General features: G+C 45.3%; 18 protein-coding genes. 7 read left to right on the top strand and 11 right to left on the bottom strand.

Translation table 11 applies throughout. The features are described 5' to 3' along the window. Nucleotides 1–653: 653 nt before the first annotated feature. Together sps_RS24455 and sps_RS24450 are read left to right on the top strand one after the other, a co-directional pair. Nucleotides 654–965, top strand: a complete 312-nt coding sequence (locus sps_RS24455; RefSeq protein ID WP_077755847.1) for an Mg2+ and Co2+ transporter — start codon at nt 654–656, stop codon at nt 963–965. Beyond that, nucleotides 962–1,993: an HlyD family secretion protein gene (locus sps_RS24450; protein ID WP_077754898.1), complete on the top strand. Its 1,032-nt coding sequence runs from the start codon at nt 962–964 to the stop codon at nt 1,991–1,993. The genes sps_RS24455 and sps_RS24450 overlap by 4 nt, the downstream gene beginning before the upstream one ends. Before the next feature lie 44 nt (nt 1,994–2,037). Here sps_RS24450 and sps_RS24445 read toward each other — a convergent pair whose 3' ends face one another. Then, a complete protein-coding gene (locus sps_RS24445; RefSeq protein WP_077754897.1) occupies nt 2,038–2,646 on the bottom strand; it encodes a 2'-5' RNA ligase family protein in 609 nt (202 codons plus the stop codon). 296 nt (nt 2,647–2,942) lie between these two features. On the opposite strand from sps_RS24445, the gene sps_RS28355 reads away from it, so the two are divergent. The 4 genes from sps_RS28355 to mrcB all read left to right on the top strand — a co-directional run bounded on the left by sps_RS28355 (nt 2,943) and on the right by mrcB (nt 10,312). Continuing rightward, nucleotides 2,943–3,680 (top strand): hypothetical protein, encoded by a 738-nt coding sequence (locus tag sps_RS28355; RefSeq protein WP_149027352.1) that lies wholly within the window; start codon nt 2,943–2,945, stop codon nt 3,678–3,680. Continuing rightward, nucleotides 3,674–5,194: a putative bifunctional diguanylate cyclase/phosphodiesterase gene (locus sps_RS24440; protein WP_169915928.1), complete on the top strand. Its 1,521-nt coding sequence runs from the start codon at nt 3,674–3,676 to the stop codon at nt 5,192–5,194. Before sps_RS28355 ends, sps_RS24440 begins: the two co-directional genes overlap by 7 nt. Before the next feature lie 98 nt (nt 5,195–5,292). Then, nucleotides 5,293–7,923, top strand: coding sequence for an ATP-dependent helicase HrpB (gene hrpB, locus sps_RS24435; RefSeq protein ID WP_077754896.1), 2,631 nt, complete (start codon nt 5,293–5,295; stop codon nt 7,921–7,923). Between the two features lie 46 nt (nt 7,924–7,969). Then, complete coding sequence (gene mrcB, locus sps_RS24430; RefSeq protein WP_077754895.1) at nt 7,970–10,312, top strand: penicillin-binding protein 1B; 2,343 nt, start codon at nt 7,970–7,972, stop codon at nt 10,310–10,312. A gap of 150 nt (nt 10,313–10,462) precedes the next feature. On the opposite strand, the gene sps_RS24425 is transcribed toward mrcB, so the two are convergent. The 6 genes from sps_RS24425 to sps_RS24400 all read right to left on the bottom strand — a co-directional run bounded on the left by sps_RS24425 (nt 10,463) and on the right by sps_RS24400 (nt 18,306). Then, a complete protein-coding gene (locus sps_RS24425) occupies nt 10,463–11,602 on the bottom strand; it encodes a DUF2931 family protein (RefSeq protein ID WP_077754894.1) in 1,140 nt (379 codons plus the stop codon). A 26-nt stretch (nt 11,603–11,628) separates the two neighbouring features. Next, on the bottom strand, nt 11,629–12,813 hold the full coding sequence (locus sps_RS24420; RefSeq protein ID WP_169915926.1) for a DUF2931 family protein: 1,185 nt from the start codon (nt 12,811–12,813) through the stop codon (nt 11,629–11,631). Nucleotides 12,814–12,815: 2 nt separating this feature from the next. Further along, a complete protein-coding gene (locus tag sps_RS24415) occupies nt 12,816–14,843 on the bottom strand; it encodes a phospholipase effector Tle1 domain-containing protein (RefSeq protein ID WP_169915924.1) in 2,028 nt (675 codons plus the stop codon). Then, a complete protein-coding gene (locus tag sps_RS24410; protein WP_169915922.1) occupies nt 14,840–15,640 on the bottom strand; it encodes a DUF4123 domain-containing protein in 801 nt (266 codons plus the stop codon). The genes sps_RS24415 and sps_RS24410 overlap by 4 nt, the downstream gene beginning before the upstream one ends. After that, nucleotides 15,640–17,682 carry a type VI secretion system Vgr family protein gene (locus tag sps_RS24405; protein WP_077754890.1) on the bottom strand — a complete coding sequence of 681 codons (2,043 nt, stop codon included), beginning with the start codon at nt 17,680–17,682 and terminating at the stop codon, nt 15,640–15,642. Before sps_RS24405 ends, sps_RS24410 begins: the two co-directional genes overlap by 1 nt. A gap of 105 nt (nt 17,683–17,787) precedes the next feature. Then, the gene (locus sps_RS24400; RefSeq protein WP_077754889.1) at nt 17,788–18,306 is read right to left on the bottom strand and encodes an Hcp family type VI secretion system effector; all 519 of its coding nucleotides are present in this window, start codon (nt 18,304–18,306) and stop codon (nt 17,788–17,790) included. A gap of 317 nt (nt 18,307–18,623) precedes the next feature. Between sps_RS24400 and sps_RS24395 the strand changes: the two genes are divergently transcribed. Next, a complete protein-coding gene (locus sps_RS24395) occupies nt 18,624–19,832 on the top strand; it encodes a porin (RefSeq protein WP_077754888.1) in 1,209 nt (402 codons plus the stop codon). Between the two features lie 117 nt (nt 19,833–19,949). Here sps_RS24395 and sps_RS24390 read toward each other — a convergent pair whose 3' ends face one another. From sps_RS24390 to sps_RS24375, 4 genes are all read right to left on the bottom strand, one after another. Then, nucleotides 19,950–20,789, bottom strand: a complete 840-nt coding sequence (locus sps_RS24390) for a PepSY-associated TM helix domain-containing protein (protein WP_077754887.1) — start codon at nt 20,787–20,789, stop codon at nt 19,950–19,952. A gap of 61 nt (nt 20,790–20,850) precedes the next feature. Continuing rightward, entirely contained in the window at nt 20,851–21,381 is a 531-nt protein-coding gene (locus sps_RS24385) for an FMN-binding protein (protein ID WP_077754886.1), read from the bottom strand. 121 nt (nt 21,382–21,502) lie between these two features. Further along, entirely contained in the window at nt 21,503–22,681 is a 1,179-nt protein-coding gene (locus sps_RS24380) for a porin (protein WP_077754885.1), read from the bottom strand. A 357-nt stretch (nt 22,682–23,038) separates the two neighbouring features. Next, the gene (locus sps_RS24375; RefSeq protein WP_077754884.1) at nt 23,039–25,237 is read right to left on the bottom strand and encodes a TonB-dependent receptor family protein; all 2,199 of its coding nucleotides are present in this window, start codon (nt 25,235–25,237) and stop codon (nt 23,039–23,041) included. Nucleotides 25,238–25,409: the final 172 nt, after the last annotated feature.

Below are 25,409 nucleotides of genomic sequence, written 5' to 3'. Positions count from 1 at the left end.
AATCTGTCTTAAATGAGAACCACTGTGAAAGGGCTAAACTGCAATTGATAATTATTAACAGTATCTATTTATTATCTTTTTTAATTTTGTTGAGCCTCCTAAACTTCCGTATAAGCTAATTCAAAAGTTTTCAAATCTTTTCAAACAATATTAGTCAGTTTTTAGTTTTGAGTGTGATATTAATCATACTCAATAATGAAACCCTAGGATGTGGACCGTTGTGGTTTATGTCATTCGTTATCGGTAGATATAAAATTTAAGCTCAGGGTAGAGCATGATTTAATAGGTTCGAGATCGGAGTGAGGCCTAGCTAAGGCCAGTTAACTAGGCCTCACTCAATAGTCGCTTATCAGAATAGTCTAATCAGTAGAACACCTAATTTCCGCAGCAACTAAATTCTTCAATTGCTTCCTTGAATAGGCGGCATTTTTTTTATCTGCAATCTGTATATTTAGCTTACAGTCACTCCTCTTATTTAGGCTGGCTTACGCCTCTCGATTCAACTGTCATTCAGGCGGTTAAAGCTAGACTCTCGGCTGTTAAATTAATTTTGTGCTTACCCATCTCGAAGAGATGGGGTCATCCGTCCTCAGTGTGATTCCTCTTAGTGAAGATTATTGGGTGTGGGCTCCAAAGTTCAGCTGAGTGAATTAATGAAAATACATGATACAAGTTTAGAATTTGAATCCCTGCCTAGTTTGATGGTCTTGCTCGATTCTGTCGCATTTATGTGGTTTATCGCCTTAGTGACACTCTCGATATTTTCTTGGGTTGCCTTAAAGTTATGGCACTTGCATTCATTGCCAAAATACATGGCGAAAGAGAAGGGAATGCATCAAGCCAAACTGATTTTTTGGTTATGTATGTTAGGTCTCATTTGGAAGCCCTTGTGGGTCATAGCAGTGATAGCGATCGTGACAGATTGGGATAAGGCGCAACTATGGTTTAAGGGGACACGTTCATGAAAGAGATAATGCTTCCCTATATATTTATTGTTTGGTTACTGTTTAAGTTTAAGGTCATTCAGCCCAGACCCAGAAATTACTTTATCAGTGTCTTTATCGGCTGCCTGTTAGCCTTTAGCCTGTTTATGGCTCATCGATTTTACTCACCTTCTGATCTGACTAACTCGACCACTGTTAGAGCCCCTCACTCTGTGCTGTCACCGGCTTTAGGTCAGCAGATCGATCAGATCTATGTCGATCATAACCAGTATGTAAACGAGGGTGAACTGCTTTATACCTTAAGAGACGATAGTGTTGTCAGTGCCATCGATGAAGTCATGGCGAATAAGATGGAGATTCAACGTACTGTCGAAGCTAAACAGGTGGAATTTGCCCAAGCCAATCGCGATTATGTGCGTAATCAAAGGATCCAAGCCCATGTTAGCGAACGAGATTTAGAAAACTCCGGAGATCGCGTTGAGATTGTTCAGGCTGAGCTCAAAGTGCTTGAGGCAAAGCTAGATGTGCAAAGGGCTAAGATCAGAAGCTTAAATTATGAACTCAGCCAACTCAATGTGACCGCGCCCTTTGATGGCATGGTGACCCATGTCTACATTGCCGATGGCTCACGTGTTGGTGCCATGCATTTTTGGCAGACAAATAAGAAGTTTGTCGAGATGAGGATTCCGGATCAGTCTTTTGCCTATATCAATAAGGGGCAGTTCGCCGAGTTTTATATCGATGCTTATCCGGGGCAGATATTTAGGGCAAGAGTACACAGTAAAGTTGAGGCTACCGGAGAGGCTCAGGGGGATATACTGCCAAGAGAGCAGTCTGTAGGCAGGCATATTTCCCTTGGTTCTATGCCAATAGGGCGTACGGTTATCTTAGAGGTTGATGAAGCGACTATGGCCATGTTGCCTATAGGAGCAACTGGTTCGGCATGGATCAGCGCCGATAAGCCTCATAGCATACTTGGCTTCTTAGATATTATAGGAGCGGCTACGGTGCGTTTAGTGGCGACTAAGTCTTATTTAAATGCAATTTAGTTAGGTTTTTTGTGTGAAGTTTTAGAAGTTGAAGCTTAGCGTGTTCAGACTAATGGCCAGGAATGTAAAATATGGTATTCGACGCCGCGTTCACCACTGACAGAACGATATAAGTGCATCTGACTTGGATTGAGTGTAATTGCTGCTAAACCCATCTGTATCAGGTTTTTCTCCGGCAATAACTTAGCCTTTCTAAGTAAGGTTATATGGGGAGTGAAGTGTAGATGGGGTTTAGTTGGCTGTTCGGCCCCGTTGTAAGTCGACCTAGAAGGTACCGACTTTGACTGTATCGAATGAATAATCTTCTGACAATGCTCCACTGTGTAATACAACTCAGGGTTGAGCGATACCTGAGTCAGTGAAGGGGCGGATAAACATAAAACCTGAGGTTTACGCCACAGGGTTAATTTGTCTAAGGTGATACTAAATTTTTTCCAGCCACTGGTGCAAGCAATTGCATCGATAGCCTTAATTAGCAGGGCCAGAGAAGCGTTATCAGTTTGGCCGAGAAAGGCGATCGTCATATGGAAATTGTTGCGATTGACTGGGCGACCATAACCTTTGTGGCCTACGGTAGTCAGTAGAGACTGAATATCGCTGAGTTGATTAACTTGCTGCTCTGTTGGCGAGACACCTAAAAATAGTCGCTGCATATTACTTCCTCCAACTCGTTCTTTATATTATGGCGTGAAAATACCTCCGTAGGCTAAGTTTTTATTTATACATGCATTTTTTAAATTTTGGTTCATCCTTGAAATTCACCTGCCCGCACTTTCGAGGCTAGTACCCTCTATCGATTATTTTACATCACTCGGTTTAAAGGGAGTCTAAACAGAAAAAAGACTGAATTACTCCTATACTGGTTAGCAGATGTTGTAGTAGGTGATGAGTTTTCAGTTATTTATCTTGTAGATGAATATAGGAATCTGTTTGTCGTAAGGAAGTGACCTTGTCTAACCCCCCAACAAATCAGAATGTTTCTTTGTTAGTGACCTTGTTCAATAAGTTGTCACAGGTCCAGTCGAAGCATCATCTCAATGATGCGTTAAAGCAGATTGCAAAGCTTATCAGCTGCGAGTGCATCTTTGTATTCTGTATATCTAAAGCGACTAAGCAGGTGCGTCTTCGTCATCTGTCTTTAGGCTATTCCATAGACGTACCTAAGTTAGAGCATGCCCTGAATCATTCTAATTCATTTCATCATTTGTTTATGAAGCAGAATTCAAAGTGTGTTGGCGACAGAGTATTTACCGATGTTGCCACGTTATCTGTGGAAGAAAAATCCCTACTGGAAGTGTTAAATATCACTAGCTTGCTCTTGCTCCCTATGGTGACTTTTCAGGGGCAGAGATATCTTTTTGGTGCAATAAATCAAGTTGGCCAGCAAGAATGGCAACAGGAATCTATTCAGCTACTGGAGTTAAGTGCTTCTTTTATCTCTATATGGGAAGAGAGAGACCGCTTGTCACATGAATATAAGAAGGCGGAAAACTACAGCCATGAACTCTTGTATCGTTTGCCTTTGGCCTGTGCCCAAGTGAGTGGAAAAAATAAGCTCACCTTGTATAACCATGCTGCGGAGGAGTTGCTAAAGATTAAAGAGTGGCAGCCTCTGGTATCACTGGTACGTGCTGATGACACCGGGATCTTACTCGATACCTTAGGATTAGTGAGGGGGGGGTGTTAGAGCAAGCTTGGTGTGAGCTACCGGTATTATGTTGTGATGGTAAGTTTAACTGGCTCAAGCTTAGTTTCAGTGCGCTGCCCAATGAGTCGGAGCAAGTTTTACTGGTGGCAGAGAACGTTAACGATCGCCATAAACTTGCCGACGAGCTAAGTTTTCAAACCAACTTCGATAACCTGACAGGATTGCCCAATAGAGCCTATTTCGAGTCCTATTACTCTTTGAGTAGGGATGCTGAAACACAAATGCCAACCTTTGCGGCTTTTCTCAATCTGGATCAGTTTCAAGTCGTTAATAACATCAGTGGCCATAAAGCCGGGGATAAACTCTTGTGTCAGGTGGCGATAAGGCTAAAGCAATTGGTACGGAAAGGGGATGTTGTTTCTCGTCTCGGCGGGGATGAATTTGGGATCTTGATGCATGCCATTGATGAAGAGGCGGCTTCCCATATTGCCGAGCGGATTTGTGAGCAACTGAGTCAACATGAATTTGTATGGGATAAACGTAAGCATAGTGTCAGTGTCAGTATGGGAGTAGCGGCTTTTAATGGATCTGATGAGGAAATATCTGAGGTACTCGCCAGAGCTGACGCTGCATGCCGGGTGGTGAAAGAGAGAGGTCGTAACTCCTGGTGTATGTATTCATCAAGCGATCCTCAGGTGGATCGCCGCTATACGGACATGAATGCGTCGGTCGATGTGGTTGGCGCCTTAGCCTTAGATAAGTTTGAACTCTATTATCAGCCCATTGAGCCACTGCTGGGTGACGATAACGGCTTACATTTAGAGATTTTATTGCGCATGTTTACAGAAGATGGCGCTATCGTATCACCTGCGGTCTTCTTACCCGCTGCCGAGCGCTACAATCTCGCTTCTCGAGTCGACCGTTGGGTTATAGATAATTTACTGCATTGGGGTGGGACACATCTAGATATTTGGGATGAGTTATCTATGGTCGCAATTAACCTGTCGGCGACTTCATTAGATGATAGTGAGTTTATGAACTGGCTGGAGATTCGGCTGATGGCAGAGCCTGAACTGGTTTCTAAACTCTGCTTCGAGATCACTGAAACCGCGGCTGTGAGCCAGTTGGATCTGGCTACCGCACTTATCGATCTGGTTAAACCCTTAGGTTGCAAGTTAGCACTGGATGATTTCGGATCGGGTTTCTCAAGCTTTGCCTATCTTAAGTTACTCGATGTCGATTTCGTCAAAATTGATGGCCAGTTTGTCAGGCACTTGTGTGATGATAATTCAGATCAGGCGATAGTCACCGCGATATGTCAACTTGGTCGGGATATGGATTTTGACATTATTGCCGAGTTTGTCGAGTCATCCGAGATAGGCTACAGACTAAAAAGCCTAGGGGTCGATTTCGCGCAGGGTTATGCCATAGCTAAGCCTGCCAAACTCAGTACATTGACTAGAGGTGAGAGTCTGCATTGGTTTATGAATGAATTAAGCGGTGAGCAGGCTAGTGAGATTGGTGATGAATTAACCCTTGTTTCAAGAAAGTAGAGTGCCATAAAATCAAACCGAACCGCTCATTTGTAGAGTCATAGCCCTTAGCGCTAAGTGGCAAAGAAGCTAGGGCATATGCCATCCCCCTAGCAATCATGTACACTGGGTCGCCCTTAGCCATTGAGACCTCACTTCCCTTGAATCAGTTACCCATACATAAGCTGCTCTCGCCCTTAAGAGAGGCTTTCCATGTCAATAATCAGGTTATTCTGGAAGCCCCTACTGGTGCAGGTAAATCGACGGCCCTGCCGTTAGCCATGCTAGATTGGAGTGAGTTTAAGGGCAAGATTTTGATGCTTGAACCCAGGCGTGTAGCGGCAAGGAGTGTGGCGAATTATATTGCCAGTCAGCGAGGCTCTCAGATTGGCGGAGAGGTCGGGTTTAGAGTGAGAGGCGAGTCTCGTTGTGGTGAGTCGACTCGGCTCGAGATCGTTACCGAAGGTATTCTGACTCGTATGATCCAACAAGATCCCGAGTTAGCTGGCATAGATCTAATTATCTTCGATGAGATCCATGAGCGCCATCTCACTACCGATCTTGGCTTGGCATTGGCGCTAGAGATCCAGGGATCATTTAGAGAAGATCTTAAGATCTTGGCCATGTCAGCCACGCTTTCTGGCTTACCCTTGTCGACTCTGATGCCAGATGCTTGTTCGTTGCAGAGTGAGGGGCGCAGTTTTCCTGTGGAGCTAGGTTATCGAAGCCTTGCAGAATCTAAGGGGCGGACTCAAGGGGCCAACCCCTATCAGAATCGCACCCAAATCTGGTTAGAGCATATGGGAAAATGCATCGTCGACTTGTTAAATGGCGATGATAAGCACCTAGCTAGCATCGATGCCAGCATCGGTAGCAATATCGATATTTCTGGCTCACTGCTCGCGTTTCTTCCCGGTCAGGGGGAGATCATGCGCTTACATGACTATTTAGCTAAGCGTTTAGACCTCAATATATTTTCTCTCTGTCCTCTCTATGGCAGTTTGCCCGCTAAGGCTCAAGACAGGGCGATTGCACCAGCCACAGATGGTAAGCGTAAAGTCGTGCTGTCTACTAATGTTGCCGAGTCGAGTCTGACCATTGACGGGATCACTATGGTGGTCGATTCCGGTTATAAACGCCACGCAAGCTTTAACCCAAAAACCGGGGTGACGCGTTTGACACTTAAACGCATCAGTCAGGCATCTGCGGCCCAGCGTGCGGGTCGTGCGGGGCGTCTATCAGCTGGTTATTGTCTACGTCTCTGGAGTCAAGAGGAGCAAGGGAGGCTATTAAAGGCGGATGAGCCGGAAATATTACATAGCGATCTTATTCCTATGTCATTGGATGCTGCCTGTTGGGGAGTCAAGTCGCTTAATGAGTTGCCTTTGCTGACTCTGGCCTCGAAAGCCAATGAGACCGTGGCCTGGCAGTTATTGGCCTTGTTAGATCTGGTTGATGAACAGAGAACATTGACCAAGCATGGTAGTCAAGCCTATCAGTTGGGCTGTCATCCGAGGCTGGCGCATATGTTACTGAAGGCGAAGTCACTCTCACAAAATGAGGGGAATGATCAATTGGTGGGATTGGCCTGTCTACTCGCCGGGATTTTAGAGTCCCGCTCTCTGGGTCGACATGGCGTTGATATCAGTAACTACCTTAGAGAAGCAATTCAGGCTGAGTCCGGTAAACAGGTTCGTACCTGGATGAAGAAACTCAAGGTTAATATCGACCTGTCTCGACTCGTCTCATCCATAGGCTCGGGAGATATCGCCCTGCTATTAGCGCTGGCTTTTCCGGACCGAATAGCCAAGAGCCGCGGCGTATCTGGCTATCAGTTGGCTAATGGTACCGGAGTGACTCTTCCGGAACATGATCCCTTAGCCCGGGCCGATTGGTTAGTGGTGGCAGATTTTCAGGAGAGTGAGGGACGAACCAGTGGCAGAGTCTATTTGGCGGCCGAAATAGATGAAGATTTGTTTAAGAAGCGATTAGCTTTTCTGGTCAAGAGCCAAGATTATTGTGGTTGGGATGACGGGAAAGGACGCTTTTTTGCCGAAAATAGACAGCGAATAGGTCAAATTGTCTTGAGTAAGGCTGCCTCGAGTAAGCCAGATCCTGAGCAAATAAAAGCAGCAATATTTGAACTGATACGCAGTAAGGGGTTGGAATTACTTAATTTAAACTCCAAGGTGTTACAGCTCCAGAACAGGGTTAAGCTCGCGACAGAACTAGACACTGATGCAGGTTGGCCGGATATTGGCGAACAACATCTATTAGCGTCTTTGGAGGATTGGCTAGGGCCTTACATTAATGATGTAAGAAGCTTGTCACAACTGCGGGCTCTTGACTGTTATACTCTGCTGCAGAATCTGTTTGAGTGGGATAAACTGCAGCGTCTCGACAAGCTTTTTCCTTGCCACTGGTCCATGGCGACCGGGACTAGAGCGGCCATAACCTATGATGATGCGGGCAGGGCGCGACTGAGTGTCAGGTTACAAGAAGCGTTAGGCATGGCTCAGAGTCCTATCTTAGCTAACGGCAAGCTTACGGTAACCATGGAGCTGCTCTCTCCGGCGCGCAGACCCTTAGCCTTAACAGCAGATTTAGCCAGTTTCTGGCAGGGGCCATATGTCGAAGTGAAGAAAGAGATGAAAGGAAGGTATCCCAAGCACCTGTGGCCAGATGATCCTGCCAATACCTTGCCGACTCGTTTCACCAAAAAAAAGACATTAAGTAGAAATGATAGCTAACTTCCAGGCCTAGCTCCTGGAAGCTGAAACCTTTTTCGGAATCAAGATGACAAAGAAAGTTGTATCTAAACAAGGTGCTAAGAAAGCACCATCTAAAGCTAAGTCAGGTAAAAAGTCTTCAGCTAAAAAAACATCCTCTGGCTGGGGCCGCAAAGTCTGGTCAATTGGCTGGAAGCTTGGCGTTATTGTCATCGCTGCAGTGTCTATTTACAGTATCTATCTGGATCAAATCATAGCGCGAAAATTTGAAGGGCAGAAATGGCATCTTCCCGCTCAGGTATTCAGCCGTTCCATGGCCCTTTACCCTGGTGCCGCAGTCAGTCATGGTCAATTGATCTCTGAGCTAAAATTACTTGGTTATCGTAAGGTCGCCAATCCCAGACAGGTTGGTGAATTTTCCGCTTCCAGAACCAGAGTCGATCTTTGGCGTAGGCCTTTTTTGCATCCCCAAGGCGATCAGGCGGAGCAGAGAGTGATGATCACCTTCGACTCGCAAGGTGTGAGCTCAGTGTCTCGCTCTCAAGATCATCGTCAACTGGCTGTATTCCATCTCGAGCCGGTATTATTGGATCGAATTATCACAGGAGATGGCGAAGACAGGGTGTTTGTTAAATCCGCTAAGATGCCCTCATCGATTATCGAAGCCCTCATTCTGGTTGAAGACAGAAGCTTCTATGAACACCACGGTGTAAACCTTTTTGCTATCGCCAGGGCCTTGATGGTCAACATCAGCGCGGGAAGGACTGTGCAGGGGGGGTCGACACTGACCCAGCAGCTGGCTAAAAACTTCTTCCTGTCGAGTGAGCGCTCATTGATCCGTAAGGCCCGTGAAGCCCTGATGGCCTTGATCATTGATTTCCGTTACGGCAAAGATGAGATCTTAGAGGCGTATCTTAATGAAGTGTACATGGGTCAAGATAAAGCCCGCGGCGTACACGGCATGGGCTTGGCATCTCAGTTCTATTTTGGTCGTCCTATAGCCGAATTAACTCTATCTCAACAAGCTTTCTTAGTCGCCGTGATTAAGGGACCTTCTTACTATAATCCTTGGCGTTATCCAGAGCGTGCTCAGGAGCGACGAGATTTGGTGCTGAGGCTCTTGATGGAGGGGGAAAAGATCTCGGTTGCTCAATACAAGGCCGCCGCCGAATCTCCACTGGGCTTGAGAAAGTCAGATAAACCTGTGCACCAAAAGTTACCCGCCTTCTTTGCCGTGGTGAAACACGAACTAGCGAGACGTTTCGGAGATACCTTACTCAAGCAATCGGGCATTAAGGTTTACACCACACTGGATCCAATGGCCCAGGAAGCGGCGGAAAAATCGGTCAAGAAAGTGATGGCTCGACTGGGTAAGAATGATAAGCAGCTCCAAGTAGGCATGGTGCTGACAGATAAGGCCACTGCAGGTATTGCTGCCATGGTGGGGGATAAATCTCCTGGCTACAAGGGATATAACCGCGCGGTTGAAATACGTCGCCCTATAGGTTCTCTGATAAAGCCTTTTGTCTATGCCACGGCGCTCAATCAAGCCGATAAATATAACCTAGCGACGCCACTCAAGGATCAGCCCATTACCTTAAAAAATGGTCAGGGTAAGACCTGGTCTCCACAGAACGTAACCAGGAAGTTTAGCGGTGAAGTGCCCTTGCTTACAGGCTTCAAGAAATCGATGAATGTGCCTACGGTGAACTTGGGCATGGCTATTGGAGTCAGCAGTGTGGCGACGACCTTAGATAAGGCGGGCTGGCGAGAGAAGATCTCTGAGTATCCATCTATGCTTCTGGGGGCGGTTAATGGCTCCCCCTTGATGGTGGCTCAGGTCTATCAAACCATTGCTGATAACGGTCGATACCGTCGCCTGTCGTCGATCACTGCGGTTCTGGATAAGGACAACAAGCCACTGCCAGTCTCACGTATCCCTCAGAATCAGGCATTGGACCCTGCGACAGACTTCCTGGTGCAATATGCCATGACTCAAGTGGTTCAATCGGGTACTGCCACTCGCTTGGGTAAAGCCTTCCCAAGAGTGACCCTTGCGGGTAAGACGGGTACCAGTAATGATTCCCGTGACTCCTGGTTTGCCGGATTCGATGAACGTAACGTCGCCGCAGTCTGGGTTGGCCGTGATGATAACGGCAAGACCGGGCTCTACGGCAGTAGTGGGGCCATGGCTGTCTACCAAGACTTCCTAGAACATCGTCCTCCTATTAGCCTGAGACGTACACCTGTCAATGGCGTGGTGAATGCCCACTTTGATAGAACCACAGGTAAGGCCATGGAGGCTGATTGCAATAACACCATCGCATTGCCAGCCTTGAGTGGCAGTTATCACCCGGCGAAAAACTGCGGTGAGCCATTATCCTGGTGGCAGAAATTCACAGGTGGTTAGTGTCGTTAGTGAAGAGTAGCTTGTGGGCTGTGGGCTAGTGAATCCTAGCTAGTGAATAGTAACGAGAAGGGCTTGTTGAATAACAAGCCCTTTAAGTATCTTCTTAGATTGGTATTCGCTTCATTCGAGATTAGTGTTATTCAAGATGCTTTATTCAAGATTAGTTTCATTGTGACTCGAACTAGATAATTGACTATCGGCGCGGCAAAAATCATCGGCCCAGGTTTGTACTTGTTTCACTTCAGCCGCATTGAGTTCGAGCCCTTTTGCAATCTGAGTCGCTGGCACTTGGCCTTGAGCACTCAATCTGGCAAGAATCCATAACTGTCTTTGCTGAGCATCGAACCCTTTTTCTTCAGCTTCTTGCCAGGCTAGATGAATCCCCGTATCGAGGTAACGGACTTTTACCGCAAAGTCATAGGCATTATTCCAAATGCGCCTTGATAACTGATGTTGCGGTGAGCCTATTTCAAGTTTGACCTTGAGGTTGTAGGGTTTTTCCGCCCAGCAATGTGTGAGTTTGGGAGCTGGTGTAGGTTTGGGAGGTAATTTTTTTTGCTTAGCATTGGAGTTACGCATCAAGGCCAGCTTATCTTCTGGGATAGGAAATAGCTGTACGTTTTGTGCTGCCATTTTTTCGTCGTAACGCTGAACCGCCCCTTTAAAGAACTCTTCATATGCAAGATCAAAGGGAACACCGAACGGACCCGAAGTCTTAACACGCTCAATGAAACGATATTCAGATTCACAGTAACTGGATAACCAAACGCTGACTTCACCACCAGGAATCAGTCCGAATATCAACTTACTTCCACAGAAACTAGTCTGTTCGGGTATGGTCTTAGTGTTAAGGATCAACATTTGTTGTTGTAATTCATCACTCAGGCGGTAATTTAACCGATAAAACTTCCCCTCCGCCAGTGACAACCAGGCAATAAAGATCTCCTCTGGGGGAGTTATTTTTCGTGCTGGTTGCTGTGCATTTGCATAAAAAACAGTTGGAGAAAGCATGTAGGGGTCCCATTCATAGCCAGCAGCTTGTGTGGACTTTCTATCTTGGTCCAAGTCGCTGATATGAGTATTGGGAGGAATAAGAATACTGGTCCAATCCTGACTGTCATTGATCCCCCAGATTCGTTCAATATCTACTTCATAATACAGGGGAGCGGTGATCCCGACACTCCAAGGCATACCTTCATCACGTGTAAGCTCCTTAGGGACACTCTTGCAGGCGCTCAGCAAAAAGATAACTATCAGAATAACCAGCATGAATATCTTTCTAACAGACATAGTTATTGCTTGATTCGAGATTAGCGTTATTCAAGGTTAGTTTCATTCTGACTCGAACTAGATAATTGACTATCTGCGCGGCAAAAATCATCGGCCCAGGTTTGTACTTGTTTCACTTCAGCCGCATTGAGTGCGAGCCCTTTTGCAATCTGAGTCGCTGGTACTTGGCCTTGAGCACTCAATCTGGCAAGCACCCATAACTGTCTTTGCTGAGCATCGAACCCTTTATCTTCCGCTTCTTGCCAGGCTAGATGAATACCCGTATCGAGGTAACGGACTTTTACCGCAAAGTCATAGGCATTATTCCAAATGCGCCTTGATAACTGATGTTGCGGCGAGCCTATTTCAAGTTTCACCTTGAGGTTGTAGGGTTTTTCTGCCCAGCAATGTGTGAGTTTTTGGGGTGACTTTTTGGTTAAAAACACTGGGGAGCCGGGCGCTGTATTGCTATTACGCATATGCGCTAAGCGCTCAGGAGGAATAGGAAACAGGGTGACGCCATCGGCCTCAGCTCTTTCTCTGTGTTCTTCTATTAATAATGGATAATATACATCCATATTGCCAACTTTATAAGCGTTTTCCAAGGGGCCCCATTGTGCTTTGACTCGTTCAATAAAAGTGTATTTTCCACAAGCGCCTAACCAGACATTAGCCTCACCTCCGGGAATGAAGCCAAATAACAAAATACTGCCGCAGCCGAGGCCACCTTTGTCTTTATATAACAGATTATGCAGCATTGTTTGCCGCAACTCCGGATTTAAAGAATAATTCAGTCGATAATATTTCCCCTCCGCCAGAGACAGCCAAGCAATAAACACATTCTCAGGCGCATTGACTTTGGGATAAATTGCTTGTGCGCTATTCACATGATTACCATATAACTCTAAGCCGAAGGGGTCGAACTCCCAATCTTTATATTTAGCATAGGCAATCCACTCCTCTTTAGAATCAGATGAATTTTGTAACCGAAGGTGGGAAGTGAGCCAGTTCTGAGCCTGATTAACGGTACTGATATGTTCAACCTCGACACCATAATAGAAAGGGGCAGTGGCATAAATGCTCCAAGTATGTCCGTCTTTTAAATTAATATAAGCTTTTTCTCCAGCACAAGCCTGACAAAACACTAGCGATAAAAAAAACACGGTGCATTGTTTTAACCTTTGCACTCCCACCTTCCAAAGACTGAATGTTATTTTATTTCTATATATCATTATTATGCTCCTTGCTGACATGAGTAAGAAGTGCGCACAAAGTGTTCATTGGGGACATTGGGTGAAATAACCCCCTTTAGAGTTTCAAATCCTGAGCTATGATGAATGAAGTGAGGCCTTAAGGCGCGATGAAACTTATCATCGAGTAACAAGGGTAGCACTTTACCTTGCTTAGCCTGATCCAATACTTGCTGACAGATATTAGCAAAAGATTGATCTAGTATCTGATGATTGTCATTTAAATCGGTAATCGTGTAATTCCTTTCACTCCACACTTTACCGTTCTTATCATCCAATTTTACCCCTTTATTTTCAGCTAGCCCGACCATTAACCTTAGTGCTAAACGAGATAAGTCACCTTCGACTATACGGGACATAGTCAATTTAATAACTATGTTTGGCTCTCTGCCTCGCTGACCCCTATATATGCGATGTTCAATGGATAGGTCTTGTTTCTGACACCAATTATTATTTATTAATCGCTGTTTTTCTTGCTGTATTCTCTCATAGGCTTTTGTCTTTTTCATCGCTTCATCAGTAGTGCTTCCCCATCTGCTACGGTAACTGCTGCGCTCTATTGCCACTAGCTTAGTATCGGTGAAAAAAGGGGCATACTTTTGCAATTTACCAGAAAAGAAATGCCGTGAAGGATAACCGCCGCCAATATCGGAGTGAGCGCCTGGTAATGTGATCTCAACAAAATCACGGTCTGGATTATTGGAGGCATTATTGAGGCGATTGAGTGAAAAGTTATAGCGGAATTCATCTTGCGGATGCGCGGTTAAATGCACCACTTTACCGACACGTTTAGGGTCCAGGTAAAGCTTAACAGATCCGTTATCCTCATCGTGAGCCCCATCAAAACCATCAAGGCCGGTGATGATGGCTGCAACGGTATCGAAAATACCGACAAAGTTAATATAGCAGTACTGGTTATCTTGCCAGTCAAAATGTGGATGTAGCCTGATATCGGATAGCGTTTCTTCGATACACTTAGATACTGGGTTATCCTTTTTCAATAATATTTGATTGACGCAGTGACGGGCAGCGGCGGCACCACGGCTAAAGCCGAAAGTATCGAATTCAAATTTGCCTATGCCGTCATAATCGCTTTGTATATTTGGCCAATGACTGATTTTAAAGTTATCAATAATATTTGTATAGCCATGCTCGACTCGTGATTCAACCCCTGTATCGCCTCGGCCCATTCCACTCCCAATTGTACTGTCTCCATCTATTCCTTGGCTGGTAGGAGACTCGAGAGAGGTACCAATGCCTTGTACATAGAGGCCCATTTGATATAAAGATTCGTCTTTGATTTCAATATCTATATAAAGATCTCTTAACTTCTGGATATTGGTGAGTCCGTTAGTTGCGCTGCCTTCGACCTCAACGCTCTTATCTGGCTCTTCACAAGCCTCACGCATGGCCTGCAACGATTCTGGGCTATCGGCGCCACACTTTTTCATCCATTTATTTATATGCAGTTCTTGCTGTTCTCGGCCCCAGAGGGCGTTATCGGTATTATTACCCGTGCCATCAAAGAACAGTCCCATGCGCACGGTAAGCCAATTAAACGCTTTGACTTCTAATACATAAGATTTATGGGTAAAGAGTTCATATGCACCGCTGTCACCTTTATCTGCTTGATGGCGCTCGGGAAGTGGTGTTTTTGGGGGCTTGGTAACGAGATTGCCGCTGGTAATATGCAAGTAGGTTTTTGGTGTATCACTGAAGCCATTTTTTTGCTCTGAATAGCTCACAACCTGATTATCTTCGCTTTCGAGTCGTGGCTTCCTAGCCATGGCATCACTCAGCCAAGATTCTGTGTCTAATGTAACAGTAACAATACCTGGAGCGAGATTATTCAGCAGTTGCGGTCGACCAGTGAGAGTCACCTCTTGGCTATTGCCGCCACTGTCTGTGATAAATGCCTTGATACCTTGAAAGGGATGATTATTCTCATCGCGAATATCAATTTCAATCCAGTGGTCTAGCTGTTCACAAGCGATACAATGTTGATTACTCATACATTTTCCATCCATCTTGCTAGAGTCAGACTCTCTTGATGATTTAATTTCATGCCCATTACTATCCCTTCGGGTGAATAATTTACACTTTTCCCAATGTGGGCTGCAGCCCACATTGGGATATCGAACTCATCCATGTTCTCTTGTTTCGCCGAGATGATTGCAGATTCAATGATCTCTTTTCTCATAGGTTGCATGCACATTAACGGATGCAACTGCTGCCATAATTGACGTTCGATGGTATAAACATGCCTAGGTAAGTGACTTTGGGAAGCTAACTGTTCGGGGCTGAGATACCACCAAGGAACATCGCGGGATGCATCATATGCCCTGATTTGATTATTGCTAAAGTTCAGCCAATGCTGGTTATGTTCCATGGCAAGGTGATGAATTGGACCCAAAAATTCCTCTTGTTTAACAGATGCCAAAGAGGAGAGAAAAGGCGCCAATACATTGATATCGTAATAACGAAAAAGTACCGCCTCGCCTTCATAAATAGCCAGCAATAAACTTTGTAAATGTTTGGATATTGCCTCAGGGCTGTGAGCACTGCTTAACCAAATACCTGTTAATGAAGGATACTCGGTCAGAATATCCGGGTTGTCTCTGAGCAATGTCGACAAGGGTAATAACCAGGGACCTTTGTTGATATGCTCTTCAAACTCCGCCAGTTGAAACAAAGGCTGGGCGTCCTCACCACCCAGTCGACAAAATAGCGGCAGTAATTCTGGTTGTGATAACAGATCCACCAAAAGATAAACCGCTTGTTGCTGACTTTCAATCCACTGTTTTAACACTATTTGTCAGCCCCCAATAGAGGACACACTTTTACCATGGGAGCAGAAAAAGTATCGGCAACAAGTAATGCGCTTAAATCAACCTTCCCCATGGGAGGTGGCAGTACAGCCGCTTCGACATTACCAGGCAGGGAAGCCAACTGGCCGCTATAACCACTCCCTGAACTTGCGCCGCCACCTGAATTGAGATTAATGGCTGCGCCGACCAAGTGGACACCGGCAGGGTCGATTTTAAGGAAGCTGCCACTCGCTTTGAGGGTAAGCTCGGCACCCGCTTCGATAACGATTTTAGTGCCGGCTTTCAGGTGGACTTCAGTGCCGACTTCCAATATCGATTTTTTACCGACTTTGCTATTTTGCTTGCCTCCAACATTCACACTGGCATCTTGTTTCACGACAGTGAGACTGTCTGCCGAGACGGTTAGGTGGTCATTGTTCTTGATACGGGTAAAACGCTCGTTCTCTATATCTTGGTGGCTATCGTGTTTGATATGTTGGCTTTGGTCGTTTTCAACCAAGGCGTTCATGTCCTTCTGGGCATGGAGATATATCTCTTGCTTGTCAGCTTCATCTTCAAAGCGCAACTCGTTACTGCCCTCTCCCTTATGAGTCTGGGTCTTAAGTACGGTTCGAGTCTTATTCGCGGGTAACGGATAAGGCACCTGATTGATACTATGAAAGGCGCGGCCTGTGATTATAGGCTGATCGGGGTCGCCCTCTAAAAAGCTGACGATGACTTCATGACCTATTCTGGGAATCGCTACCATGCCATATTGTCCACCAGACCATCCTTGGCTGACACGTACCCAACAGCTGGCATTATCATCGGCAAAGCCGTATCTGTCCCAGGGAAACTGCACTTTTACCCGACCAAATTCATCACAGAAGATTTCTTCATCTTTGGGGCCAACCACAGTCGCACTCTGGGGACCTGTGACCAGAGGTTTAGACTTAGGTGTCGCTTGCCATGGTGCGTTGCCTGGAATGGCACTAAATTCGTTGTTATAGGTGGTGACGCTCTGGGTGTTTGCCTCTTCCGCCGCTGCACCTTGCTCGCCCCTATGTTGAACCGTGACGATAAGCCAGTCGCAATTGAGTGCGGTATCGTTATGACCCATTAAGTCAAATTTGCAGCCACTGATGGTCTGCATTATGTTACTGCGTCCTGTAGCTAACTGCGCATCACGGCGCAGGTATTCTTGGCGCACTCTTGTAATGGGGATACCTGTTTCATCGTCCTTATAACGACCGGGATAATCGAAGTGCTCATAATCGGGCCGCTGGTACTCCAGTGATTTTCCTGTGCTGGTCTGTAGAAAGCTGTATTGAGGTTTCTTGAAGCTGTTGTCTTTGAGCGTAACACTTGCGGGTCTTATTTGGTGGCGATAGCTAAATGAGCCGACAAAGGGGAGCTCTGACGCACCGCCACTGGTGGTATTGTAGGGAAATGGTGTATCTAATTTTGACTGTTTATCTGTATTGTCGCTGAAGACTAAGGTATGCGCTTTTTCACTGTGCTGAAAATAATAGAATAGGCCCACTTCAGCAGCTAAACGTGAGATAAAGTCGAAATCGTTTTCTCGGTATTGGACGCAATACTCTCGCACTTCAGACTCAAATCTGGCTTCACAACTGAACGCGTAATCCTTGATCCCCATTTCGGTGAGCACAGTGGCAATGATTTGCAGCACACTTTTCTGTTGGAATATACGGCTGTTTTGTCGCAGTTTTAATCTGGATAGGGCGGGCACTAGAGTAATGTGATATTGGGTATGATGATGGCCTGTGTCGGCTTTAGTGAACTGGCTGACGATACCGTGAACCTGACGTTGCAGCTCGCCATTTTGATACCAGCTTAATAAACCATTCTGATCGATAACCGACACTGGGGTGAGGTCATCCTGTCGACTCAATAGCGTTAACTTGACCTCGAATGGTGAGGATAGGCCCTCAATAAAGTCAAATGCCAACACACTAAAACTGTCATCATTCACACCTTCGGCGCTGAACCGATAACGCAATCCATTTTCTACTGGTGACATCGCAATATCCCTAATGCAATTTGGTGGGTGCTTCCCTCCCAAAAGGACCAGTCCTGGGAGGGAAGCGTATTTACTTGTGGATCATAACTGATTCACAGGTAAATGTTATGCCTCGATAGGCTTACGCCAATCATCTGCACCGGATGTTCCGGCCGTAACGTGGTCCCAATCAATCTTGCGGTAGGCCATCGAAACAGTCAGCAGTTGAGTAAAATCAGATTTTTTACTGTCTTGGCAGTGGGGCATATGGCATTTGATATCTATGATGGTGGCGCCTTCAAGCTTAGTGCTGAAGAAGTGCTCTTGCTTACCTTCCACTGAGGTGCGGTACCATTTTAGCTCAACTTCAGAGATTTTTTCACCCGAAGCCAGAGAGTTATACATCAGGGGGACCGCTTTATTCAGAGCTACCGTGAACTTGAACGGTTTGTGAATACGCTGACCCGAAGGTTGGCCTGATTGCGGATCTGTCGGTACAGTGACTATGTGGTCGAATTCCTGAACCAGCATCTCATCTTCGTGGCCTTCGACGAAAATGTCACCGACTGAATCGGCTGTGAACGCACCTGCAGTAATGTGTCCTTGGGTCTGACCCTTGATGGAGATATAACATGGAGTTGGCATGGTTATTCCTTAAGTTAAAAATTATATTTCAATTTATTTGTTGTGACCACGGCCTCTTAGAGCAAACACTATGCCAATAAGTTAAGTTGATGAATTTTAAGATTTTAATTGTAGGCAATATTTATTCTGGGCAATATATGGCCCAGAGCTGAGCAAGATCTTGCCCAGTGGGCAAAAAATGGCCCAGATTTTATGTTAAATTTTACTGAGCAAATGAGGGGTTTGTGTGTTTGGCTGGTAATCGTCTTTGAGTGATTGATGATCTTTTGTTAACCTCTGTAGCCATAGAGGAATAAACCACAAAGGTTAAGCGTCAAATGAAAAAAACTTTACTAGCAACGGCGTTATCTGCCGTCATATTTGTTCCGTCAGTAGCGGCAATCGAAATCTATAAAGATGACAAAAATGCAGTGGAGATTGGTGGATTCATTGATGCTCGTGTCATTGATACTCAAGGCGCTACGGAAGTTGTTAACGGGGCGTCACGGATTAACTTTGGCTTCACTCGTGAAATGAGTGATGGTTGGAAAGCATTCACTAAGCTGGAATGGGGCGTTAACCCATTTGGTAACAGTGAGATTGTTTATAGCAGTGAAAGTAACTTCGAGTCTAAGAGCGGAGACTTTTTAAATAACCGCCTTGGTTATGTCGGTATTGGCCATGATAAGTACGGTACCTTAAGCATAGGAAAACAGTGGGGCGCTTGGTACGACGTTGTGTATAACACTAACTATGGTTTTGTATGGGACGGTAACGCGGCGGGTGTCTATACCTATAATAAGGCCGATGGTGCGATCAATGGTACTGGTCGTGGTGATAAGGTGGTTCAATACCGTAACAGCTTCGGTGATGTGAGTTTCGCACTGCAAGCTCAGTTAAAACATGATGTCTTTTATACCTGTGAGGCAACACAAGGCCTTAGTACCGATTGTGAAGAACGTTGGAAGGCTAATGAAGAGTCACAAGAGGTTCATTACGATTACACTTACGGTGGCTCTATCACTTATCAGGCTACAGATAAATTCACGTTAACCGCAGGTCTTAACCGCGGTGAGTTTGAAGTGGCTTTTAATACAGGTGAAATGATCACTGCAACGGATCTTATTTATGGTGTCGGTGCCACCTGGGGAGGCTTCGATAATGAGGGCTTCTACGCTGCCGCTAACTTCAACAAAAATGAAAACCACGATACCGATAACCTAGGCCGTCTGATTAAGGACTCTTATGGTATCGAATCTTTGTTCTCATATAAGTTTGATAATGGTCTGCGTCCATTTATCTCCTATAACATCTTAGATGCGGGCAGCGATTACGTGATTCAGCCAAACAGTGCAGATCCTAAGGATGTATTTAAGCGTCAGTTCGTTGTTGCTGGCCTGCATTATATTTGGGATGTGAATACAGTAATCTATGTAGAAGCGCGTAAAGACTTTAGTGACTTTACCAGTGCAGACAAGGAACAAGAGGTGAAAATGTCTATCTCGGAAGATGATGGTGTAGCCGTAGGTATCAGATACACGCTCTAAACACTGACCCTGTGAATCGACATGCTAGCAAGTGATTGTAAGCAAATAAAAATGCCGAAAATGTTCTCAACATTTTCGCATTTTTATATCTGGAGATGACCTAAGAAGTACTAGGAGCTAGTACCTAGAAACTCTAGTCTTCTTTTTTGGGCGGCCTTGTACCCATAAATAAATCCCTGATATGGCCATGATGATTAACGACAATGCCACTAGATCCATAAACCAGGGGCCGAGTGAGCCGAAGAATCGTCCGCTATGAATATCTAAAATCACACGTTCCCAGGTGAGGTTACTTGAACGTGCCAGTAATGAAACTCTGCCTGATTCTAATTGAGCTGTTTGCGTATTTAAGCCCTGTGACCAAGGGATTGGTACAAATGGCATAGCTTTAGTCCATTCGATAAGTTGGTCGTCTGCCATATAATAGCCGCCTTGGGCTTTTAGCCAAACTTGACCGTCGTAGCCAATCTCTTGTATGCCTCTGGGTAAGCCCATGGAGGCATCTTGTTTTTCCATAAGCTCGCCTTCTTTGGAAAGCATATAGAGATGGTTTGAGTCGACGGCGAGTATCATCTTGTCTAAAGTAAGTATGCCTTTAATGGGCGAGTCGGCTTCGACGGCTAGATTATGTTGCACCCAGACTAAGTTGTCAGTGCTAGCAATACTGAGGGGTTGTGTCTGATAGATATCTAGCTTGTTTGGTGAGGTGATACCATAATAGTCCAGTAGCCAAGCTTGTTGCACAGGGGCTGAATCGATGGATAAATGGTTACTGTGGTTGATTACAACGCCAGAAATGGCCATCAGCATGATGAATAGAGCGCAGAAAATACCTAGTCGTCTATGCCAGGGACGAAGTTGTTTGGCTAACTTTTTACCTAGCTTTTGGGCGTGGCTTTTCTGCTTCTGACTATCGCTTCGATGATCATTTCGATAATTATGATGCTTTTGAGTCATTCTTCTTGTCTTAATCGTTTGTCGTTGGCCCAGCCTCCGGCATCACAGCCAAACTATTAGCTTAACTTTTTGTGACGTGGGCATCTAACCATAATGCGATGCGAGACAGTTTTGTTAACGCTCTGACCGACAGAGTCGCACCTGTGATGCCATCTATGTGCTGATCTAACTTTAGATCGTCCTTTAGTTTGGCCGATTTAAATTGATCAGTAAAGAAATCATGCCTGACTTCATCGCCGCGGCTCTCCCTGTAAACCAGTACTTTAGTCTGGGCAATGGCCTGATCTTTAATATGAATACCAACGGTGATGGGAGACTCTTTGCCTACCTCTTCTAAAATCCAAACTGTTTCAGACTCTTGCTGCCAATACCTTAAGCGCATTTTCTTGAATCTGTGGGATAAGATTTCTTCGATAACATCCTGAGCTTCATCGTCGATCCAGAAGACTTTTGACTTGGGAGCTGGGGCATTGAATGCCTGGCTGATGAACTCATCTGGCTCCTGATAAACTCCGCGTGCCAGCGTAGATTGACTGAAGGCTAAACTGTAACATAATGAGAAAGTTAAGAGGCGAAGATAGGTCAACTTCATAATAGACTCGGATGCGGGAAGAGAAGGAATGATTCAGGCTAGTTCAAATATAGATGAGTGCCCGATAAAGGGCACTCATTATTGAGCTCATTGACTTAATGAGCGCTTAGCTTAGTTCTATTTAGAACTGGTAACCTACACCTAGGTTGAATCCGTCAGCATCTTTAGCGCCGCCTACTTTCTCGTAGTCAGCCTTGAACACGACGTTTTCGTGTAACCAGTAGTTCACACCGACATTAGTCTGAGTGATCTTAGTGTCGTCGCTATTACCGGCATTGTTGTCATACTCGTTGTAACGTGCAAACAGGCCAAAGGTTTCGTTGAAGCGGTAGGCAGGCTCAATGTACCAACCATTTTGCTCATCACGACCCAGAGCTTCAGCTTCTTTACCGTCAATATCCCATTGAGCATAAAGGGCTTTAACAGTGAAACCTTGAATGCTGTAGATAACGTGAGCCGATAATAGAGTTGCTGAAGCTGTATCAACACCGCCTGCGCTCTGAGTTAGATCTGACTGATACTGTGCAGTTGCGGCAAGCTCTAGACCTGGAACGGCCGTGTATTTTACACGTGCCGTGTAAGCGAGGTCTTCAGCTTTTGCCTTAGATACTTTTTGACGTCCGCCACGAATGCTATATGTTTCATCAACATACAGACCAGAAGTGATAGCACCGTCGAATGCTAGGCCTGGAGCGGCTTTAACATTAAGGGCTGCACCGGCTTCCCACCAAGTTGCAGGAAGAATATTTTTCTCAACTGGGTTACGTTCAACACCGTAGAATGCTGGTGGCTCGTGAGTCTCGTTAATGATGCCTACAGGCATAAGGAACAGACCGGCTTTACCAGTTAACATCTGGTTGAAATCATGCTCGATATAAGCCTGCTCCAGCTCAACTTCACCATTTTGACCGTCACCAGAGATTGAATGTTCAACTTCTAGTTCAGAGAAAAAACGTGTGTTTTCTGTGAACTCATGACCGACGAAAAGTACGAAGCGGTGAAAATCGATAGCTTTCTTATCTTTGCCAGACTTGTTATCTGTGATGTTGTTGTAGTGAAGTTCACCATAACCACCGATAGTCGTTGCACTCTTAGAAGCGCTAGCCGTTTCTTCAACTACATCAGCTGTCTTTTCGACACGTTTCTCTGTTTCATCGAGGCGTTTTTCTAGATCTTTAAGCACTTTCTGTTGTTGCTCAATGATTTTGCGTAGCTCTGCAGTCTCATCAGATGCAAATGCAGTCTGAGAGGCCAAGATGCCAAACAAAGCGCTAGCAATTATGGTTTTCTTCATCATCATTCTCTTCCCTGTTGTTGTTAAAGGGTTATTAAATTTGGGGCGATTCTATGTAACTGGTTTCAATAATGCAAACTATTATCATTTGCTTTTTGATAGAGATCAACAAATGTAAATGATTCGTAAATGGTATAGGTGAGATTTCAAAACATGCTAACGGGGGATTTACTATGTAAATTAAAGAGATAACCTTCATTTGAAAACAAAAAAGGCGAGCCATTGGCTCACCTTTTTTAAAGTGTAAATTTTATTCGTCTTTAGCGATAAATCAGTGCAGTTGTCACTTAACATTTACATATAAGAATCATGTCTAAGATATACCGATATAAATCAGCTGGATATAACCTTATTGAGATAGATCTAAAACTTGTAAGAGTAACCCACTGTGACAGTCATCGGCTTACCCGCAAAGTTTGAACCGTGGATTTTAGTGGTCACGTATTCTTTGTCGAACAGATTTTCTGCCGTTAGGTACATCTCTTGTGCCTCAGAGATGAAGTAACGTCCTGATAGGTCGACTATGGTTTTGGCTTCGATAAGATTTTCTTGAGCTATCTCGCCTTGACCCGCAACGGTTCTTACTTCGTCGGTATAACGTGCCGCCAATGTCAGCTCCCAGCTGTCGGCTTTGACACCTGCTGATGCAAATAACATGTTTTCAGGCAGGTAGGGTAGCTTGTAACCTTCCTCGACTCTGCCCCATGGATCGAAATCTGACTCGAAACTATTAGCAAATTCGGCACTGGTATAGGTATAAGCGAGTTTCACCGGGAAGTGGATATCGCCTTCGTTATTAAAGTTATAGGCCAAGCTAAATTCGAGTCCTTTAACATCGACCTCACCGCCGTTGTACTGATTGCCAATGCTGTCATCATCACAGCCTTTCGAAGCTGAGCAATCTCCGTGCATATTACTGTAATCACTGTAGAAGAAGATGGCTTCAGAGGTTAGTGCACCAGCGTTATAGCGAGCGCCTGCCTCATAGTTCCAGCTTTCCTCTTCCTGGCGATCGGCGTTACCTGGTGCAGCTGGGGCGAAGCCTTTTTGCACGCCGGCCAATACTAACCACTGGTTATTGATCTGGTAGGTCGCAGACAGAGATGGTAACCAGGCTGAGAAGCTGTTGCTGATATCTTTGTTTGGCTCGCCATCACGGCCAGGATTAGTCTTGCCCCAGTCGATGCGGCTGGTTGTGACATCTTCATAGCGAACACCGGCTGTGACATTAAAATCACCTAGCTGTATTTTGTCTTGAACATATAGGGCTAAGGCCTCGGCGCTATCGACGCGGTTGGAATCTGTACCCGGTACGCCGGCTTCAGTCATAATCATTACCTGATCTGAACTCATGGAATAAGTATCAACCCATTGGTATCTATCCATTTCATCTTCATGGTAACGGGCACCGAAAGACAAGTCATGGTTATCCAGATACCAGTTAAGTTCTGTTTGAATTCCCTGAGAGATGTAGGTGCGGTTATTGGCTTTAACATCGACTTCAAGATCGCCGGATGTTGGATCTTTATCGAAATCGGCGGCTTTTTGAGTGCCGTCACCACTGATACTTTCACCATTGACCTTACTGGTCTTATACCAGTTACGCTTAAAGTCGTTATGGTAGACCGTAGTACCTAAAGTCAAACTATTGCTAAAGTCTATAATGTGATTAATCTGAATCTGTGTGTGCTCAGTATCCATTACATCTTTTTGTGATGCCGAGTAGCGGCTATATGGGTTAGCCGCAAAATCTGCATCTGTGAGCCCCATATAGGTTTCGTTGGAGGTTTCATCTGAATACTTAAGTTTTACTTCCAATACCTGATCAAACTTTGCATCTTTAGCCGAGCGAATGCTGATCTTAGCCATGGCGTCGTTTTTCTTAAACCCGGTATCGCCACCAACACCATTGATATCTCTGAAGCCGTCGGCCTGGTAGCGATAGATGTCTACAACACCCCCGACACGCTCACCTTGACCGCCTGCATAGGCATGAAGTTTACCGAAGCCGTCTTGACCCGCTGCAATATCCAGTTTGCCTGCTAAATCTTCTTCGGGGATTTGACGTGAAATCAAGTTGATCACCCCGCCAGTGGTGCGTGGTCCATACTTAACTGTTGAGCTGCCTTTAAGAATTTCGACAGATTCCATTCTGCCAGAAGTTGGAAAGTAATAAGCGGCGGGTGATGCGTATGGGGCCGGAGCTGCAAGAACACCATCTTCCATTATGGTGATTTTCTCGGTGCGGTTTTGACCCGTGCCGCGCATACCGATATTTGGTCTTAGGCCGTAGCCGTCTTCCTCTTGTATATACACCCCAGGAACGCTGGCCAATGTACGCATGATGTCTGAATACTTGAAGGCATCTAAATCGGCCTCGTCGATGAGATGAGCGCTACCCGGCACAGTATTGAGTGGGTTCTTCTTACCGAAGATACTGATCTGCTCGATAGGGGCGATTGTTTCAATATCATTGGCTTTTTGTGCAAAAGCCGGAGCGGATAGGGCGGTAAGTAAAGCTGTCGAAAGTAGGCTCAAAGACAAGGTTTTAGGCTGCGGCATAAGTACTCCATTGCGCGATACAGAAAAAAAACCACCGATTAACTGGTATTAGTAATCTTAGTGGGAGTAATTCTCATTTCTGCGCGCATATTAATGCCTACACATTAAAATTAACTTAAAGTTGAATTCGTTTACTTTTGTTAACATGGATTAAACAAGGGAGCAAGAGCAT

The sequence above is a fragment of the Shewanella psychrophila genome, assembly GCF_002005305.1.
GTDB classification, from domain to species: Bacteria; Pseudomonadota; Gammaproteobacteria; order Enterobacterales; family Shewanellaceae; genus Shewanella; species Shewanella psychrophila.
Note: the sequence above shows the minus strand (reverse complement) of the source record. Positions and strands in the feature narration are given on the sequence as shown.

Coding starts and splice junctions, on each gene's coding strand:
- sps_RS24415 (WP_169915924.1), bottom strand. CDS start 14,843: ATGAGTAATCAACATTGTATCGCTTGTGAACAGCTAGACCACTGGATT.
- sps_RS24395 (WP_077754888.1), top strand. CDS start 18,624: ATGAAAAAAACTTTACTAGCAACGGCGTTATCTGCCGTCATATTTGTT.
- sps_RS24455 (WP_077755847.1), top strand. CDS start 654: ATGAAAATACATGATACAAGTTTAGAATTTGAATCCCTGCCTAGTTTG.
- sps_RS24425 (WP_077754894.1), bottom strand. CDS start 11,602: ATGTCTGTTAGAAAGATATTCATGCTGGTTATTCTGATAGTTATCTTT.
- sps_RS24405 (WP_077754890.1), bottom strand. CDS start 17,682: ATGTCACCAGTAGAAAATGGATTGCGTTATCGGTTCAGCGCCGAAGGT.
- sps_RS24445 (WP_077754897.1), bottom strand. CDS start 2,646: ATGCAGCGACTATTTTTAGGTGTCTCGCCAACAGAGCAGCAAGTTAAT.
- sps_RS24380 (WP_077754885.1), bottom strand. CDS start 22,681: ATGATGATGAAGAAAACCATAATTGCTAGCGCTTTGTTTGGCATCTTG.
- mrcB (WP_077754895.1), top strand. CDS start 7,970: ATGACAAAGAAAGTTGTATCTAAACAAGGTGCTAAGAAAGCACCATCT.
- sps_RS24420 (WP_169915926.1), bottom strand. CDS start 12,813: ATGATATATAGAAATAAAATAACATTCAGTCTTTGGAAGGTGGGAGTG.
- sps_RS24400 (WP_077754889.1), bottom strand. CDS start 18,306: ATGCCAACTCCATGTTATATCTCCATCAAGGGTCAGACCCAAGGACAC.
- hrpB (WP_077754896.1), top strand. CDS start 5,293: ATGTACACTGGGTCGCCCTTAGCCATTGAGACCTCACTTCCCTTGAAT.
- sps_RS24375 (WP_077754884.1), bottom strand. CDS start 25,237: ATGCCGCAGCCTAAAACCTTGTCTTTGAGCCTACTTTCGACAGCTTTA.
- sps_RS24450 (WP_077754898.1), top strand. CDS start 962: ATGAAAGAGATAATGCTTCCCTATATATTTATTGTTTGGTTACTGTTT.
- sps_RS24385 (WP_077754886.1), bottom strand. CDS start 21,381: ATGAAGTTGACCTATCTTCGCCTCTTAACTTTCTCATTATGTTACAGT.
- sps_RS24390 (WP_077754887.1), bottom strand. CDS start 20,789: ATGACTCAAAAGCATCATAATTATCGAAATGATCATCGAAGCGATAGT.